16 protein-coding genes are annotated in these 16,726 nt (G+C 62.3%); 10 read left to right on the top strand and 6 right to left on the bottom strand.

Annotation, left to right across the window (positions count from 1 at the left end):
• Positions 1-29: 29 nt before the first annotated feature.
• Complete coding sequence (soxR, locus tag NKJ23_RS09775) at positions 30-464, bottom strand: redox-sensitive transcriptional activator SoxR (RefSeq protein WP_352617470.1); 435 nt, start codon at positions 462-464, stop codon at positions 30-32.
• 85 nt (positions 465-549) lie between these two features.
• Between soxR and NKJ23_RS09770 the strand changes: the two genes are divergently transcribed.
• Positions 550-1,272, top strand: coding sequence for an SDR family NAD(P)-dependent oxidoreductase (locus NKJ23_RS09770; RefSeq protein WP_352617472.1), 723 nt, complete (start codon positions 550-552; stop codon positions 1,270-1,272).
• Entirely contained in the window at positions 1,269-2,444 is a 1,176-nt protein-coding gene (locus NKJ23_RS09765; protein WP_352680174.1) for an S-adenosylmethionine:tRNA ribosyltransferase-isomerase, read from the top strand. Before NKJ23_RS09770 ends, NKJ23_RS09765 begins: the two co-directional genes overlap by 4 nt.
• 288 nt (positions 2,445-2,732) lie before the next feature.
• Here NKJ23_RS09765 and NKJ23_RS09760 read toward each other — a convergent pair whose 3' ends face one another.
• Positions 2,733-3,218 carry an alpha/beta fold hydrolase gene (locus tag NKJ23_RS09760; protein WP_352680173.1) on the bottom strand — a complete coding sequence of 162 codons (486 nt, stop codon included), beginning with the start codon at positions 3,216-3,218 and terminating at the stop codon, positions 2,733-2,735.
• A gap of 974 nt (positions 3,219-4,192) precedes the next feature.
• Positions 4,193-4,300 carry a hypothetical protein gene (locus NKJ23_RS09755; protein WP_245274694.1) on the bottom strand — a complete coding sequence of 36 codons (108 nt, stop codon included), beginning with the start codon at positions 4,298-4,300 and terminating at the stop codon, positions 4,193-4,195.
• Between the two features lie 346 nt (positions 4,301-4,646).
• Here NKJ23_RS09755 and NKJ23_RS09750 point away from each other — a divergent pair, with 346 nt between their 5' ends.
• Entirely contained in the window at positions 4,647-5,522 is an 876-nt protein-coding gene (locus NKJ23_RS09750; RefSeq protein ID WP_352680172.1) for a MurR/RpiR family transcriptional regulator, read from the top strand.
• Between the two features lie 61 nt (positions 5,523-5,583).
• On the opposite strand, the gene NKJ23_RS09745 is transcribed toward NKJ23_RS09750, so the two are convergent.
• From NKJ23_RS09745 to iolD, 3 genes are all read right to left on the bottom strand, one after another.
• On the bottom strand, positions 5,584-6,417 hold the full coding sequence (locus NKJ23_RS09745) for an SDR family oxidoreductase (protein ID WP_023676598.1): 834 nt from the start codon (positions 6,415-6,417) through the stop codon (positions 5,584-5,586).
• A gap of 3 nt (positions 6,418-6,420) precedes the next feature.
• Positions 6,421-7,320 (bottom strand): myo-inosose-2 dehydratase, encoded by a 900-nt coding sequence (gene iolE, locus NKJ23_RS09740; protein ID WP_023676597.1) that lies wholly within the window; start codon positions 7,318-7,320, stop codon positions 6,421-6,423.
• A 124-nt stretch (positions 7,321-7,444) separates the two neighbouring features.
• Positions 7,445-9,292: a 3D-(3,5/4)-trihydroxycyclohexane-1,2-dione acylhydrolase (decyclizing) gene (gene iolD / locus NKJ23_RS09735; protein ID WP_352680171.1), complete on the bottom strand. Its 1,848-nt coding sequence runs from the start codon at positions 9,290-9,292 to the stop codon at positions 7,445-7,447.
• Positions 9,293-9,399: 107 nt separating this feature from the next.
• Between iolD and iolG the strand changes: the two genes are divergently transcribed.
• From iolG to NKJ23_RS09700, 7 genes are all read left to right on the top strand, one after another.
• Positions 9,400-10,407, top strand: coding sequence for an inositol 2-dehydrogenase (gene iolG / locus NKJ23_RS09730; protein WP_352680170.1), 1,008 nt, complete (start codon positions 9,400-9,402; stop codon positions 10,405-10,407).
• A 3-nt stretch (positions 10,408-10,410) separates the two neighbouring features.
• Complete coding sequence (locus NKJ23_RS09725) at positions 10,411-11,847, top strand: NAD-dependent succinate-semialdehyde dehydrogenase (protein ID WP_352680169.1); 1,437 nt, start codon at positions 10,411-10,413, stop codon at positions 11,845-11,847.
• Between the two features lie 10 nt (positions 11,848-11,857).
• On the top strand, positions 11,858-12,673 hold the full coding sequence (locus NKJ23_RS09720; protein WP_352680168.1) for an HpcH/HpaI aldolase family protein: 816 nt from the start codon (positions 11,858-11,860) through the stop codon (positions 12,671-12,673).
• Complete coding sequence (locus NKJ23_RS09715; RefSeq protein ID WP_023676592.1) at positions 12,673-13,638, top strand: hydroxyacid dehydrogenase; 966 nt, start codon at positions 12,673-12,675, stop codon at positions 13,636-13,638. Before NKJ23_RS09720 ends, NKJ23_RS09715 begins: the two co-directional genes overlap by 1 nt.
• Positions 13,628-14,752 carry a Gfo/Idh/MocA family protein gene (locus tag NKJ23_RS09710; protein ID WP_352680167.1) on the top strand — a complete coding sequence of 375 codons (1,125 nt, stop codon included), beginning with the start codon at positions 13,628-13,630 and terminating at the stop codon, positions 14,750-14,752. The genes NKJ23_RS09715 and NKJ23_RS09710 overlap by 11 nt, the downstream gene beginning before the upstream one ends.
• A 137-nt stretch (positions 14,753-14,889) precedes the next feature.
• Positions 14,890-15,630 carry an ATP-binding cassette domain-containing protein gene (locus tag NKJ23_RS09705; RefSeq protein ID WP_352680166.1) on the top strand — a complete coding sequence of 247 codons (741 nt, stop codon included), beginning with the start codon at positions 14,890-14,892 and terminating at the stop codon, positions 15,628-15,630.
• On the top strand, positions 15,623-16,723 hold the full coding sequence (locus NKJ23_RS09700; protein WP_156937342.1) for an ABC transporter permease: 1,101 nt from the start codon (positions 15,623-15,625) through the stop codon (positions 16,721-16,723). The genes NKJ23_RS09705 and NKJ23_RS09700 overlap by 8 nt, the downstream gene beginning before the upstream one ends.
• Positions 16,724-16,726: the final 3 nt, after the last annotated feature.

The raw sequence follows: 16,726 nt of genomic DNA, 5'->3' as shown, positions 1-16,726 counted from the left end.
TCCGCAGCGTCTGGCACTTGGCTGCCAACTCACCCCAGCCAATACCTCGGCCCCGGCCCCTTGCGTCCTGCCATATCGGTAGGGTTTGCAAGGCTACACCGGTCGATCGACAGGCAGCCGCAACCGATGCACTCGGTAAGCCCCGACCTCAGGCGCTGCAACTCGGCGATGCGCTGGTCGATGCGCTTGGTCCACTGGCCCGACAACCGCGACCAATCCCGACGCGACGGCACGCGATCGGCTGGCAATTTGGCGAGCTCGGCGCCGATCTCCTCGAGCGTCAGCCCAATTCGCTGCGCGAAGACGATGAAGGCGATCCGGCGCAGCACGGATCGCGGATAGCGTCTGTGTCCCGAGCCGGCCCGCTCGGACGCGATCAGCCCGCGCTCCTCGTAGAAGCGCAGGGCCGATGAGGCGACGCCGCTACGCCGCGACACGTCGGCGATGGTCAGCATGGAATCCATGCATGAACGAAAGCACGATTCCCGCTTGACTTCAAGTTAACTTGAACTTGTAGAAGGCGCCATAAAGCTTGAAGGAGCACCGGCAATGCAGTCGAATATTGATCTTCAGGGACTTCGCGTGGCGGTTACGGGCGGCACCTCCGGGCTCGGAATGGCGCTTGTGCGGCAGCTGACCGCGCAGGGTGCGTGCGTGGCCTTCGTCGCTCGCACCGCCGCGAATGTCGAACGCATCGCTGACGAGACGGGCGCGCACGGCATTGTCGGCGACGTCGGCAAGAAGGAGGACACCTACTCGATCGCGCTACAGGTAACTGCGAGCCTCGGCGGGCTCGACGTCCTGATCAACAATGCCTCGAGCCTCGGCCCTGTCCCTCTGGCGCTCCTCGCCGATACTGAGTGCGAGGAACTGGAAGTGGCGCTCGCGGTCAACCTGGTCGGCGCGTTCCGGCTGACGAAGGCCCTGTTCGGTGCACTTGCCGCGTCCGCACGCGGGGGCCGTGGCGCGCTGGTGATCAACATCTCCAGCGATGCGGCGGTGAACGCCTATCCCGGCTGGGGCGCCTACGGCACGAGCAAGGCTGCTCTTGCTCATCTGACGGCGATTTGGGACGAGGAGGCGAAGGCTGACGGCATACGGCTCTTCGCGCTAGACCCCGGTGATATGGACACCCCATTGCACGCGCTGGCGCTTCCTGACGCCGATCCGTCTACATTGAAACGCCCCGAGCTGTCCGCTGCCGAGATCATCGAAAAGATGCTCGACGCGTTGCAGGTCCGTGCTACGCTTCACGCCGGGGCAAATACATGATTGCCGCCGACCGTCCCGACCGGCGCGCTGCCAGGCTGTTGGTCCTCGAGGCGGACGGCACGACGCGCGACCTGCCGCGCGCTGAAATCAAGACGCTATTCGGTCCCGGCGATCTGGTCGTCGCCAATGACGCCGCGACCTTGCCTGCCAGCTTGCACGGCACGCATGTCCCGAGCGACGAGGCGATCGAGATCCGCCTGGCAGGCTGGCAGTCGTTTCCCGATCCAACCCGTTTCTTGGCGATTGCCTTCGGTGCAGGCGATCACGGCACGCGCACTGAAGACCGGCCGCCTCCGCCTCCGCTGTCACCAGGCGATCGACTCCGGCTCGGCCCGCTTAACGCCGTCGTAGAGCGCCTTCTCGACCATCCTCGCCTTCTTGAGCTGCGTTTGCCAGGCAACCGCGCAGCGGTGCTTGCAGCACTGGCGCAGCACGGCCGACCGATCCAATACGCGCATGTTCGTGAGCCGTTGGCACTGTGGGATGTCTGGACGAATATTGCCGCCGAGCCGGCCGCGTTCGAGGCGCCATCGGCAGGCTTCGCGCTCGACTGGCGTACGCTCCAGGTCTGGCGTCGGCGCGACGTTGGCTTCGCAACGCTCACGCATGCCGCCGGCGTTTCTTCCACCGGCGATCCCGCACTCGATTCGCGTCTTCCCTTCGACGAGCCCTACCGCATTCCCGAGCGCACCGCAGCGCAGGTCGTGCGGGCGAAGCTCCGCGGCAGCCGCATCATCGCGATCGGCACGAGCGTAGTGCGCGCCCTTGAGGCAGCCGCCAATTCCGATGGCGGTGTGCGTGCCGGAAAAGGCATTGCGACAGGGCGCATCGCGCGGGGCACGCGGCTTCGCGTGGTCGATGCGATTCTCACAGGCGTCCACCAGCCCGGCGAAAGCCATTTCGAGCTCCTGCGCGCCTTTGCCGACGATGCTCTGCTCGCCAAGGCCTCCACAGCCTTTGCCGCCTACCGCTACCGCGCGCATGAATTCGGCGATTCCATGCTGCTCAATCGCCAACCGCTGCTTCTATCGCGCGAACGGAACCGTGCCGAGGGGCTCGAGACGAAGGCTTTACTCGAGGTGTGCCATGATGTCGGCAGGATCGGTGGTATTTCGTGCTCGGCGCGCAAGGAAGTCGGAGCTATGTTACAGCGGACCAAATTCGGCATTTGACCCAAAGTCGAAGTTCCGAAGCCCTCACATTGGGTCCGCATTGCGGGCGAAGCGGACAACATGGCTTGCCGGGCGTCAATGCTTCGATACGTGCCACGGCAGGCAGAGCCTAGCAGGGTCCCAAGAATCGCAGGATTTCGGCCGCGAGCGCATCCGGTGCTTCCTCAGCCATGTGGTGACCACAGTCCAGGCCCTTCCCCTGCAGTCTCGCCGCCGTCCACGGTCGCCAAACTTCGAGAACATCGCCGTAAAGCTGCTCAAGGTCATCACGCAGCGACCACAGAACCATCATTCAATACGGCGGCCCGCCTCTCGGTCTTCCGCGTCGTGCAGACGGTCTATCGTGATACCTGCCCTATAATCTTCTATCATTCCGTGAATGACCCGCGGATCGTGAACGGCCGCGCTGTAATCGGCATAGGCCTCTGGGCCCATCTGTTCGGCGGAGCCACCATGCCAAGCATCGGGATCGGCATTGATAGCGCGCTCCGGCTTCTCTTGCTGGGCGAAGAAGAACCAATGCCACCACGCGGTTGCAAAGCGTGTATCACATCGTTCAAGCGCTTCGAGGATAGGAACGCCATCGAGCACGATGAGATGTGTCACCGCGGAGGGATGATCCATAGCAGTCCGAAAGGCGGTGTGGCTTCCCCGATCGTGCCCGGCGATTGCGAAGCGATCAAATCCAAGGTGCTGCATCAGGGCGATGTCAACGTTAGCATTGCTAATTGCCGTAGGTTCGGCGCATTTATCAAATGCACTGTCAATCGCCAATTGGCCTAATTGGTCAATCAAGTGTCTGCGCTAACCATATGACAGTTCGCGGTGCTTAGCGTCGTTCGACGCATTGAGTTCGTCATTGCGGACAATGCAGTGTTCGTTCGCTAGTGCGGCTAGCGCCATCGGCTAGTGTTTGTTCGTACGCGTCGTATTGGCCTGTCTAGCGTCAATGAAATTGGCGCGTAGTGTTTCTCGTATTCGCCGTTCAGTTGCCGCACGTACTGCGCGCCTGTGTTTGCGCTTGCCGTCGAATGACAGGAGCGTGTCACCATAAAACGCAACACGGTTTGCGGAGCGCTATAGAGTAAGCAGCAACAAAGGATGCCGCTTATGACACTTCTCCAGATCGCTTATCTCTGCCTCGCCGCGGGCGCGTTCATTGCCTTCGTTGGCTACCTCATCGCGTTCTTCGGTATGGGAGGGCACTGAACCGCAGCGCGATCTTTCCGGATTTCGGAAAAGATTTGTCGTGCGTGACAAAGGATTTGTCACCCATGACAAAAAATCTTCGATAAATGGCTAGGTCATCGTCCAACGGAGCGACCTCGATGACCCTGCTTCAAAGTGTGCGAACACGCGATCTCACGGACATCGGAATTCCGGCTGCTATCTGGCCCGGATGTGTGACGAGGGCCTGCTCATCAAGATCGGCTATGGCATCTATCGCGCCACAAATCGGAAGGCGGCATAATCGGATCTTGGCTAATCTCCGGAGAATGGCAACGTTTGCAGCGGTTCGATCGCTCGAATGGAAGCTATGGCGAGAAATCGGCGACGCGGCCAGGACATCCATGTCGATTTCAATGATGGACTGGACGGACTGTCCGGAAAAGCTAATAAAAATCAAAGCTTAAGGGGGTTTAAGTTGGCGATGCAGTACCAAATGCAGTACCGCTGAAGCGCAGCCGATGATGTTTTCAGGGTCGTAGGACGGACTTGCCGTTGCGAACGTCGGCGCGACAGGGCACTTACGGAGCCCGTGGTCGCAGAGGTTGCCCGAATGCACATTCGAGACCGGCTGAATCCCAGTCCGCGAGGTCTGCGGCGGCGCGATATGTGCTCTCCAGGACGACCATGAGGCTTGGTTCCGGATCGGTAACTCTGCGGATCGCATACGGCAGCAGGAATTCTCCAAGTCGTAGTGGGCGGCGTCGGCAAAGATCTTCGCCGCCGCGAAGCCTTTTGGTCGGGCGGTGGAGCGGTCGACTTTCCGGCCTTCTATTCCTACGCCTGTCCGAAACCGCTGCTCCTCTGACGCTTCTCCTTCGCACGGAGCTGTCGCAGCCCTCTTGGTGCGCGGACGCGCGGTGCGCACACAACTTGTGGCCCGATAACAGACCCGATAACAGAGTTGACAACTCTCTGCTGGTCAAAAACCTTCAAAGACGCCATCATGCAACAAAAATTGCAAGGATGTGCATCGTGGACGAGAAGGTCGAGGCTCCCAAGGACTATGAGGATCTCATCCGCGTGATACACGACCGGTATGATGGGATGAGCAAGTCGTACCAGAAGATTGCGTTGTACCTCACCCAAAATCCGAATGACGTCGCGGTGCGATCGGTGAACTCGATCGGGGAAGGCAGCGGCGTTCACGCGTCCAGCTTCGTCCGATTTGCCCAAGCATTGGGGTATGAAGGGTTCAAGGACCTGCAGAGCCTCTTCCAGAAACGATTGTCCACCGCGGCTCCCGGCTTCGAAGCCCGCGTCAAGGCGTTGGAGAAGGAACTGGGGGAGCGGACAGATCGCAGCGAGATAGGATTGATGCACGACCTGGTCGTCCGTGACATCGCGTCCCTGAAAGAGATGCTCACCGATCTTCAACCCGAGGATCTGGCAGAAGCCGTTAGCCTGCTCGAGAAGGCCGACGTCATCTATCTGATGGGACAACTTCGCTCGGCACCGGTCGTCGAACTCCTTCGCTATATACTGACCATGCTAGGTAAGCGCTGCGTGCTCCTGGATCCGGGCGGCGGACTGGCCACGCATATGGCCCGCGCGATGCGGAAGACGGACCTGCTGTTTGCGGTGTCGTTCCGCTTCTATGCGAACGAGGTCGTCAATGTTGTGGAAGAAGCCGTGGGGAGAGGTGTACCCATCGTGGCGATCTCGGACAGCACGCTGTCTCCATTGGCCAAGAGCGCGCGCGTTCTGTTCGCCGTACCGGAGCACGAATACACTTTCTCGCGCTCGCTGGCGGCTCCTATGTGTCTTGCGCAGGCTTTGACCGTGGCCTTGGCGGCCAGGCTTCAGAACAACGCAGTCGATCCCCGCATTCCAACGGTTACCGAGCGGTAGGGACTGCGAACCGCGAAACCTGGCCTCATTGCAGCATTTTCGGACCGCCGGCCGTCGATTCTCAATCAGTGTCGGAAGGCGAGAGCGCCATCGCCTTTTCAGGCACGGCCATGGGGCCGGATGCGGCACCGAGGACTGTCTGGTCGTAATCCACCACCGCACCTGTCATGAGCCCGGCATCGTCCGAAACGAGGAAGTTGACGGTGCGGGCGGCCTCGGCCGGATCGACCAGCCGGCCGAAGGGCAGGTTCGCAACGGCTTTCGCTTCCCAATTGGGATCGCCCGTCTCACTCGCCTGCAATTCTCGCTCGTTATCAGACGCCATCCAGCCGACATCCAGCTGGTTGACGCGGATGCGGTTCTTCATGACGGAAAACGCCGTGTTGCGGGTCAGCGTCGCCAGCGCCGCCTTAGTGGCACAGTAAACGTTGATGAAAGGCTGGCCGGCATGTTCCGAGATCGAGCCGATGTTGCAGATGGCGCCTTCAATGCCGTCGCGGATCATGCGGCGGATGGCCTCCTGCATCAGGAAGTAGGGTCCGCGCACGTTGACGGCGAACAGGGCGTCGAAAAGTTCGGGCGAGGTATCGAGGATGGTGCCACGGTCCGTGCGGGCACCCGCGTTCACCAGCACATGTATCTTGCCATAAACGCGCTCGGCCTCCGCCATCACGCTTCGGCAATCCTCGACTTTGCCGAGATCGGCCTTGACAAAGTGGACAGGCACGCCGGTGTCGTGCGTGATCGCCTCGGCCGCGGCACGGCCCTTCGCCTCGTTGCGGCCGAGAGTGACAAGACCGGCAGCGCCGGCTTCCGCCAGCCGGCGCGCAATGGCCGCTCCCAACCCCTGCGTTGAACCCGTGACAACGCAGACCTTTCCATCCATGCGATTCATACTTCAGCTCTCCACAGTGTAGCCAGCCGCGGCCATGACGCGCCGCAATTCCTTATGCCCGATCTTCGCCATTTCGAGTGGCGGACTTTTGACGGGATCCTGCTCGGCTTCAACGACGAACCAGCCTTCGTAACCGTAGGAGGCCAGCCGCTTCACGATCGCCTCGAAGTCGAGCGAGCCGTCACCGGGTACGGTGAAGGCCCCCTTTACCACTGCGTCGAGAAAACTTTCCCGGCTGCGGTCGAGCCCGTCCACGACCGCTTGGCGGATGTCCTTGGTGTGTACATGCGAAATGCGGGCGTGGTGCTTGTCCACCACCCGCAGCACGTCGCCGCCGGCAAAGGCCATATGGCCGGCATCGTAGAGCAGGGGCAGACCCTCGCCGGAATGCTTCATCAGCAGATCGACGTCCTGTTCGCTTTCGATCGGCGCGGCCATGTGGTGGTGGTAGCAAATCGGCATGCCCTGACCCGCGCACCATTCGCCGAAAGTGGTGAGCTTACGGCCGTAGGCCTTGATCTGATCGTCGTCGAGACGCGGGCGCATAGCCAGCGGCGTTCCGCGGTCGCCCTGAATGGTGCGACCCGTCTCGCCATAGACGATGCAGGGCGCGTTGGTCGCCTTGAACAACTCCATCTGCGCGGCGATGCGGTCCTTCTCTTCATCGATATTGCCGACCAGCAAGCGGCCGGAGAACCAGCCGCCACAGACGCTCATGGCATGCTGCCTCAGGATGGGCTCAAGCACCGCCGCGTCCATCGGGAAGCGGCGGCCAGTCTCCATGCCGGTGAAGCCGGCCTCACGGGCCTGCCGCAGGCACTCCTCCAGCGAGACGTCGTCGCTCAGTTCGGGAAGGTCGTCGTTCCACCAGGCGATCGGCGCGATGCCAAGCTTGGCTCTCATCGTCATCTCCAATCATGATTTTCGAATGCTGCTGGCTGCCTGCGCAGCGACAAAAAACTGCCGGAACAATGCTCAGGGAGTTTTGCATCGTTCCGGCAGGGACGCCCCCGCGCGCCCGAACGGTTCAGACACCCACGCGCTGCTTCTTGCGACCTTCGGTTTGCGCGGCATGCGCGTCGCGGACCTGCTGGCGCCCGCTGATCTCGGGCACGCCGACGTCCCACCATGCATCCCCGGGCGTCCAGCTGAAGGCGTCGGAGACGATGGTAATGACGGTGGTTCGGTCGGTGGTCTTCGCCCATTCGATCGCCTGGCCGAGATCGGCAAGGCTTTCGACACGCCGCGCCAGCGCGCCCATGGCTTCCGCGTGCTTGGCGAAGTCGACCGAAAACGGCTCCTTGACCCGGCAGTCCTTGATAAGGTTGTTGAAGGAGGCGCCGCCCTTGGCATTCTGCAGCCGGTTGATCACCGCATAGCCGCCATTGTCGCATACCACGAGAATCATCTTATGGCCGGCGAGCACCGACGAATAGATGTCGGAGTTCATCATCATGTAGGTGCCGTCGCCGATCATGACGATCGGCGTGCGGGTAGGGTCGGCCATGGCCGCGCCCCAGCCGGCAGAGATTTCATAACCCATGCAGGAGAAGCCGAACTCGCAGTCGAAAGTGTTGGGCTCCTTCACCCGCCAGTTCTTCATCACCTCGCCGGGCAGTCCACCGGCCGCGGTGATCAGCAGGTCACGCTCGCCCGCCTTGGCGTTCACCACGCCTACGACCTGCGCATAGGTCGGGACCGGCTCGTTGGTCGGCTTCTGGAAGCCGTCAAGCATCGTGTTCCACTTGGCGAACTCGATGCGACCCTTGTCTGTCCAGGCCCTCTCCGCTTTCCAGTCGCCGAGGGCACCTTCGAGTTCGCTCATCGTCTCCAGCGCGTCGCCGACGACGGCGAGCGCCCGGTGCTTGGTGGCATCCCAGCGTGCGGCATTGATCGAGACGAACTTTGCGTCGGCCGAGAAGGCGCTCCAGGATCCGGTGGTGAAGTCCATGAGCCGTGTGCCGACGGCGATGATCACGTCGGCTTCCGCCGCCAGCGCGTTGGCCGAGGTTGAGCCGACGATGCCGATCGGTCCGACATGCGCGGGGTGGTCGTGCGTAACCGTGCCCTTGCCGGCAATCGTCTCCGCGAGCGGGATCCCATGCCTTTCGGCGAAATCGCCAAGAACCTTCTCTGCACCCGAATAACGCACGCCACCACCCGAGATGATCAGCGGCCGCTTTGCGCTTTTGAGGAGGCGCGTCGCTTCGGCGAGCCGGCTGCGATCGGGCCGGGGGCGCGGCACCTCATTCACCGTCTGTTCGAAGAAGGCTTCGGGATAATCCCAGGCGATCTCCTGCACATCCTGCGGCAAAGCGATGAAGGCAGGCCCGCAATCGGCCGGATCAAGCAGCACCGCAACCGCCTGCGGCAACGACGAGATGATCTGCTCGGGATGGACGATGCGGTCCCAGTAGCGCGTGACTGCCTTAAAGGCGTCATTGACGTTGATGGTCGGGTCGCCGAAGTGCTCGACCTGCTGCATGACCGGATCGGGCCGGCGACTGACGAAGGTGTCGCCTGAGAGCATCAGCACCGGCAGCCGGTTCGAATGGGCGACACCCGCCGCCGTCACCATGTTCAGCGCACCCGGACCGATCGAGGTCGCCGCAACCATGATCTGGCGCCGGCGCTTCGCCTTCGCAAAGCCGATCGCTGCAAGCGCCATCGACTGCTCATTCTGGCCGCGCCAGGTCGGCAGCACGTCCTTCACCGCCTCGAGTGCTTCAGAAAGGCACGTCACGTTGCCGTGCCCGAAGATGGCGAAGACTCCCGGAAAAAGCGGAACTTTCTCGCCGTCGACGACCGTGAACTGGTTGCACAGATAGCGCACGAGCGCCTGTGCCATGGTCAGACGGACGGTGGCCCTGGTCATCTTTGTCTCCTTCCTAACGACGGTCTTTCCAAATCTATAGGGAATGCCCATTGACAAATCAATATGTTTGCAACGATCATTGCAAAAATTCAAACCGGGAGGATTTCTTGCTCAGGATTGCTGTGCTCGGCTGTGGTCGGATAGGCAGGATGCATGCGGCAAACATCGCCGCGCATCCCCGTGCAGAACTGGCCACCGTCTATGACATCGACGAATTGTCCGCGGAGGCTGTCGCGGCGCGGCACGGCGTTCGCGCTTCCGGGTCGGCCGACGAGGTATTTGCCTCGGCGGATGTAGATGCGGTCCTTGTTGCGACGGTGACCGACACGCATGCCGACTACATCGAAAAGGCGGTAGCCGCTGGCAAACCCGTGCTCTGCGAAAAGCCGATCGATCTAAGCCTGGAAAGGGTGAACCGTTGCGCCGAAGCAATTTTGTCCAAGGGCGTGCCGGTCCAGATCGGTTTCAACCGGCGTTTCGATCCCGGTCATCGTGCGGCGTGGAACGCCGTACGATCCGGCGAGATCGGCGAATTGCACCAGGTTATTATCACCTCGCGTGATCCTGGCATGCCGCCCCGTTCCTACTACGAGGTCGCGGGCGGGCTTTTTCGCGACATGACGATCCACGATTTCGACCTCGCCCGCTTCATGCTGGGAGAGGAGCCGGAGGAGGTGTTCGCCATCGGTGGCCGGCTGATCGACCCGGCCATGATGGCGGAGCTGAACGACTACGACAGCGTCATGGTCGTGATGCGGACCAAAAGCGGCAAGCAGTGCCACATCAACAACTCCCGAACCTCCACTTATGGCTACGACCAGCGCGTCGAGTTGCTGGGCAGCACCGGCATGGTGATCAGCGGCAACAGGAAGCCTCACGAACTGCGCCGCTACTCGGTCGCGCAAACCGAAGCCGCCGCGCCTTATCTCGACTTCTTCATCGAGCGATACCGCGAAGCGTTCGATGCCGAGATCGACGCCTTCGTCACCTGCGTCGAGAAGGGCGAGCCGCCGCTGGTCGGTTTCGAGGACGGGCGCCGCGCTCTGGTCTTGGCCGAAGCGGCGATGAAATCGGCGGTCGAAGGCCGCTCCGTGAAGGTCAGCGAGATCGGATAAGCCATGTACGCGAAATACGGATTGTTTATCGATGGTCGTTGGCGACCGGCGTTCGGAAATGCCACCTCCACGGTCCTGAGCCCGGTCACAGAAGAGTCACTTGGGAATGCGCCATCTGCCGCCTTCGTCGATACCGAGGAGGCTCTGGAAAGTGCGGTCCGCGGCTTCGCCGCCTGGAAAGTCAAAAGCGCCTTCGAGCGGGCTGACGCGCTTCACGCCATCGCCGACGAGATGATCCGCCGCAAGGACGAAGCGACGCGGATGATCTCGACCGAGACCGGCAAGCCAATCGCCCAGTCTGAGCGGGAATGGGGACTCTCGATCGACCAGTTCCGCTGGTATGCCGAAGAGGCGCGGCGCATCTATGGTCGAGTTATCGAAAGCCGCGTACCGGGCGGCCGGTTTGAGGTTCTGCGCGAACCGGTCGGGGTTGCGGCAGCGTTCACGGCCTGGAATTTTCCGGCTGCTCTGGTTGCCCGCAAGGTGGCGCCGGCGCTAGCTGCCGGCTGTTCGACTATCATCCGTCCGTCGAGCCAGACTCCCGGCGTGGCGATGGTGATGGTCGACTGCATGCGCGCCGGCAAGCTTCCTGCCGGCACGGTGAACCTCGTCATCGGCCTGACGGACACGACTTATGCGCCCATCATGGCTTCGCCTGCTGTGCGCAAGGTATCGCTGACCGGCTCCACTCGAGTCGGCCAGCAAATGATCCGCGATGCCGCCGACACGGTGAAGAAGGTGTCGATGGAGCTTGGCGGCAACGCGCCGCTGATCGTCTTCGACGATGCAGATCTAGACGCTGCGCTCAACCTGTCGGTGCCAACCAAATACGCTAATGCCGGGCAGGTCTGCGTGACGCCTGATCGCTTCTTCGTCCACGAAAGCCTCCACGACTCTTTCGTCGAAGGCTTCGTCGAACGCGCAAGAGCATTGAAGCTGGGCGACGGCCTCGACCCCTCGGTTCAGATGGGACCGCTAATCAGCGACCGCCGGCTTGCCGAGATCGAAGCCATCGTCGACGACGCGGTGGGGGCCGGAGCAAAAGTAGCGACCGGAGCTGGTCGCGCCGCCTCGTTCAATGCGGGCCATTTCTATGAGCCCACCGCTCTCACCGACGTTACCGACAACATGACGGTCTTTGCCCAAGAGAACTTCGGTCCCATCGCGGCAATCGCCAGATTCAGCTCCGACGACGAGGTGCTCGCGCGAGCAAATGCTTCGCCGGTGGGGCTTTCGGCCTATGCGTTCACCCGCAGTCCAGACAGGGCCAGGCGAGTCGTCGCGGAGCTGAAGGCAGGCATGGTGGGCATCAACAGCTTCGCTCTCGCCGCATCGGAAGCGCCGTTCGGCGGCACGAAATATTCCGGAATGGGTCGCGAAGGCGGCAGCGAAGGTATCGGTGACTACCTCGACACCAAGCTTGCGCAGATCGTGTTCTGAGGAGGCCGCCTTGATCAAGAACGAGCTCAAGCAGATCTGGGCCGAAGGGCGGCCCACGATCAATGGCTGGCTTTCGATCGGCAGTCCATTCACCGCCGAGATCATGGCCGCGCAGGGCTATGACAGCGTGAGCATCGATGTCCAGCACGGCGCGCTCGACTATTCGATGCTGCTTCCGATGTTCCAGGCGATGCGTGCATCCAGGGTGGTGCCCATGGCGCGCGTGCCGTGGCTGGAGCCGGGCATCATCATGAAGGTGCTGGATGCCGGCGCCTATGGCGTGATCTGTCCCATGATCAACACGCCGGAACAGGCGGCTCAGCTCGTCAGCTACCTGCGCTATCCGCCGGCCGGCCAGCGCAGTTTTGGGCCGACGCGTGCCAACTTCTCGGCGGGTGCCAACTACGCGGCCGAAGCCAATGACGAGATCCTGGCTTTCGCCATGGTCGAGACCGCCGAGGCGATGCGCAATCTCGATGCGATCGCCGCAACGCCAGGGCTCGACGGCATCTATGTCGGTCCCGCAGACCTGACCTTCAGCCTGCACCAGGGGCGTCTCGCGCCGTCCTTCGATCGCGAGGAGCCTGACATGATCGCCGCTCTGCGGACGATCGTTGCGGCCTGCAAGAGGAACGGCAAACGCGCCGCGCTCCATTGCGGCACGGCCGACTACGCCGCACGTGCCATCGAATGGGGTTTCGACATGACCACCGTGTCAGGCGACTCCCGCCTGCTCGCAGCAGCGGCCCAGGCGTGTGTTGCCCGCTTTCGCGAATTGACCGGCGCGAAGCCCGCCTCTCTTGAAGTCGGCAAGGGAGGCTATTGATGCCGCACGTTCTGGTCGCCGGAAAACTTCATCCGAGCGGCATCGAACTTCTCGATGCGTCGCCCGGCGTCACCTACGACTATGTCGAAGATGTCTCCGAACCAAGCTACGCACCTCTGATCGGCAAGGCCGATGGCCTCGTCATTCGCACCCAGCCCTTGTCGGCTCCGACCGTCGCACGCGCCGAGAGGTTGAAGATCGTCTCGCGCCATGGCGTCGGCTACGACGCTGTGGATCTATCCTCCCTCAATCGGCGCGGGATCGCTCTCGCGATCGTCGGCGATGTGAACTCGGTGTCGGTGGCCGAGCACGCCATGATGCTGTTGCTGGCGGCAACCAAGCGGCTGATCCGAGCGGATCGTTCGGTGCGCGGTAACGAATGGGGTTGGCGCAACCGGCTGGAGCCAAGCGAACTCTCGGGCAAGCGGCTTCTGATCCTCGGGTTCGGCCGGATCGGCCGCCACCTGGCGCGCATGGCGGCGGCATTCGGCATGGACGTGCGTGCCTATGATCCATTCCTTGAGAGGCAAGGCTGGCCGGAGGGGCCGGTCGCGCCGGTGAGCGATTTGCAAACGGGACTCGCCTGGGCCGATGCGATCTCCGTCAACGTACCCAAGGCCGAGCGCCCGGTGATCGGCCCCGTGGAACTCTCGGCGATGAAACCGACTGCTGTTCTCATCAACACAGCGCGGGGCGGCATCGTCGACGAGGCGGCGCTGATCGCGGCGCTGCGAGCGGGGCGCATCGCAGCGGCCGGTATCGACGTCTTCGACGATGAACCACCCGCCGCGGACCATCCGCTCTTCGGCTTCGACCAGGTGATTCTGACGCCGCACATTGCCGGGCTCACCGCCGAGTGCGGCGAGCGCATGGCAATCTCGTCCGTGCAGAACGTGCTCGATTTTTTCGCCGGGCGGATCGACTCAGCGCTGGTGGTAAACGGAGCCGAGTTGAATGGCCGGTGAAAAACCTCAACTCAGAATCGGCCTGATCGGCACCGGCTTCATGGGCAAGACCCATGTGTTCGGCTTTGCTGCCGCACAACGTGTCTTCGATCTTCCCTACGAACTGGTGCTCCACACGGTTGCGGACAGAACCGAGGACCTCGCCGCGCAGGCGGCGCAGGCCTTGGGGTTCGCGCGGGCGAGCGGGGACTGGAGGCGTCTGGTCGAGGACCCGGAGATCGATATGATCGATATCACGGCGCCGAACGGCTTCCACAAGGAGATGGCGCTCGCCGCCATTGCCGCCGGCAAGCACGTCTATTGCGAGAAGCCGCTGGCGCCCCTTGCGGCGGATGCCCGACGGATGGCCGAGGCGGCGGAAGCGGCCGGCGTCAGGACGCAGGTCGGGTTCAATTATCTCTGCAACCCGCTGCTCGCGCTGGCGCGGCAGATGATCCGCGCGGGCGAGTTGGGCGAGATCCGCAGCTATCGCGGCATTCACGCCGAGGACTACATGGCGGATGCGGAAAGCCCATTTACCTTCCGGCACGATCCTGTCGGCGGTGGCGCATTGGCGGATCTGGGCAGCCATGCTCTGGCCACGGCGGAGTTTCTGCTTGGCTCGGTGGAACGGGTCCTCGGCGATTCCGTCACCGTCATAGCGAGCCGTCCGGATGGCCGAGGCGGGGGCCGGACCATCGAGGTCGACGACATCGGTCGCGCATTTCTACGTTTTGCCAATGGTGCATCCGGCAGCATCGAAGCGAGCTGGGTCGCCACCGGCCGCAAGATGCAGCACGATTTCGAGGTTTATGGCACCAAGGGGGCGCTCGTCTTCAGCCAGGAGCGCTTCAACGAGCTGCATTTCTACAGCACGGCCGATCCCGGCGGCCGGCGTGGCTTTCGGCGCATCGAGGCCGGTCCGGATCACGATCCCTATGGACTCTTCTGCGTCGCACCAGGCCATCAGCTCGGCTTCAACGATCTGAAGGCTATCGAGATTGCGCGGTTCGTCGATGCGATCGCCGGGAAGCGAGACGAGTCTTTCGGCTTCCGGGCCGGCCAACGCATCCAGGAACTCGTGGAGGCAATTCAGGGCTCGGCCCGGGAGAGCAAGTGGCTGCAAACAGACTGATGCGAGGGAGAGTTGGTCGCCGCCCCGCATGCGTCTGAAATAAACGTTGCATGTTTGTACATTTTGCAATATAGATTGCAGCCGGAGAGAGGTACGTCGGCTGAGTGCTCAAGTCGACGTCGCACAGGGAGGAGAATGTGTCTGTGCTGGACGTACGAAGCGTCTCGAAAAGCTTTGGTGCTATCCGCGCCTTGTCAGATGTTAGCTTCGCGGTTGCTGCCGGCGAGGTGGTTGGCCTGATGGGCGACAACGGTGCCGGGAAATCGACCATGGTGAAGCTGATTGCGGGGAACTTCCCACCCTCCGACGGCGAAATCGCGGTGGACGGCAAGGTCTGCCATTTCGACAAGCCGATCGAGGCACGGGGCGAAGGGATCGAGGTCGTCTATCAAGATCTGGCCTTGGCCGACAATCTGACGGCCGCCCAAAATGTCTTTCTCGGCCGCGAGATGAAGAAGGGGTTTTGGCCGCTCCGCGTGCTCGACAAGCAGGCGATGATCAACCGCTCGGCAAAACTGTTCGCGGAGCTGAAGTCGGAGACGCGGCCGCGCGATCTGGTCAAAAAAATGTCAGGCGGCCAGCGGCAGGCGGTCGCCATTGCCCGCACCCGGCTATCCAACTCCAAGCTCGTGCTGATGGATGAGCCGACCGCGGCGATTTCGGTCCGCCAGGTAGCCGAGGTGCTGGAGCTGATCCGGCGGCTCAAATCGCAAAATGTGTCGGTAATGCTGATCAGCCACCGCATGCCCGATGTGTTCGCGGTCTGCGACCGCATCATCGTGCTGAGACGCGGCTCGAAAGTGGCCGACAAGGCGACGGAGAAGACATCGCCGGAGGAGATCACCGGCCTAATTACGGGAGCGATCCGTGATGCATAGCCAGAGCGACATGCTGAAGGAAGGCCATGCGTCCATCGGTGATGTGGTCGGCATAATAGAGCAGAGCGTTTTCCAGAAGATGATCGCCAGCCAGGCCTTCTGGGTCGCGATCGCGCTTTTCGTGTTGGTGGTCTTCATGACGTGGCTGGAGCCCAGCTTCGGCACGGTCGACAACGTTACCAACACCACCCGCAATTTTGCACCTATCGCCATCATGGGGCTGGGCATGACGGTGGTGCTGATCACCGGCGGCATCGATCTGTCGGTCGGCTCGGTGATGGGGCTGGTCGCGATCGTCGCCGGCCTGCTGCTCACTTGGCACCAGCCTTGGTATGTGGCGTTTGGCGCGGGTCTGCTCGCAGGCATCGCCTGCGGAGCCTTTAACGGTTTCTTCGTGGCCTATATCGGCATGCCGTCCTTCGTGGTGACGCTAGGCATGCTGTCGATCGCGCGCTCGCTGGCGGTCGTGCTGTCCGGCAACCAGATGCTTTACCAGTTCGGACCCGATGCGCCGATCGTCAAGGCCATCGGCCAGGCCAAATGGCCGAGGCACACGCCTGACGGCTGGGTGCCTCATTGGATCCCGGAACTGTCCTCGCAGTTCTGGGTGATGGTGATCCTCGCGCTCATCGTCGGCTCCGTCTTCATTTTCACCGCCTGGGCGCGCCACCTCTTCGCGATCGGCGGCAACGAGAACGCCTCGCGGATGACCGGCGTCCCCGTCGACTGGATCAAATTCCAGGCCTATGTCTTCTGCGCATTTACCGCATCGATCGCGTCCCTGCTGCTGCTCGGCTACAGCGGCTCGGCCATCAACGCGATGGGAACCGGCTACGAGTTGAGGGTGATCGCCGGCACCGTCATCGGGGGGGCCAGCCTGATGGGCGGCTACGGAACCGCGTTTGGCGCTGTGATCGGTTCGGCCTTCCTCGAGGTCATCCGCAACGCGCTGCTGATGGCCGGGATCGATTCGAACTGGCAGGGCGCCTTTGTCGGGGCCTTCATCATTCTTGCCGTGCTTCTCGGCATGCAGACCTCGGGCAAGTCGCTGCGGGCGACGCTGGAGGGTATGTTTACCTGGAAGCGCAAATAGAAT

Origin of the sequence: Mesorhizobium sp. M0184, assembly GCF_040322215.1 — a bacterium.
GTDB lineage: Bacteria > Pseudomonadota > Alphaproteobacteria > Rhizobiales > Rhizobiaceae > Mesorhizobium.
This window is presented reverse-complemented; position numbering and strand designations above follow the sequence as displayed.

Bases quoted from the DNA above. Each gene is read 5' to 3' on its own strand.
- soxR (WP_352617470.1), bottom strand. From the start codon at position 464: ATGGATTCCATGCTGACCATCGCCGACGTGTCGCGGCGTAGCGGCGTC.
- NKJ23_RS09770 (WP_352617472.1), top strand. From the start codon at position 550: ATGCAGTCGAATATTGATCTTCAGGGACTTCGCGTGGCGGTTACGGGC.
- NKJ23_RS09765 (WP_352680174.1), top strand. From the start codon at position 1,269: ATGATTGCCGCCGACCGTCCCGACCGGCGCGCTGCCAGGCTGTTGGTC.
- NKJ23_RS09755 (WP_245274694.1), bottom strand. From the start codon at position 4,300: ATGGTCGTCCTGGAGAGCACATATCGCGCCGCCGCAGACCTCGCGGAC.
- NKJ23_RS09745 (WP_023676598.1), bottom strand. From the start codon at position 6,417: ATGAATCGCATGGATGGAAAGGTCTGCGTTGTCACGGGTTCAACGCAG.
- iolE (WP_023676597.1), bottom strand. From the start codon at position 7,320: ATGAGAGCCAAGCTTGGCATCGCGCCGATCGCCTGGTGGAACGACGAC.
- iolD (WP_352680171.1), bottom strand. From the start codon at position 9,292: ATGACCAGGGCCACCGTCCGTCTGACCATGGCACAGGCGCTCGTGCGC.
- NKJ23_RS09725 (WP_352680169.1), top strand. From the start codon at position 10,411: ATGTACGCGAAATACGGATTGTTTATCGATGGTCGTTGGCGACCGGCG.
- NKJ23_RS09715 (WP_023676592.1), top strand. From the start codon at position 12,673: ATGCCGCACGTTCTGGTCGCCGGAAAACTTCATCCGAGCGGCATCGAA.
- NKJ23_RS09710 (WP_352680167.1), top strand. From the start codon at position 13,628: ATGGCCGGTGAAAAACCTCAACTCAGAATCGGCCTGATCGGCACCGGC.
- NKJ23_RS09700 (WP_156937342.1), top strand. From the start codon at position 15,623: ATGCATAGCCAGAGCGACATGCTGAAGGAAGGCCATGCGTCCATCGGT.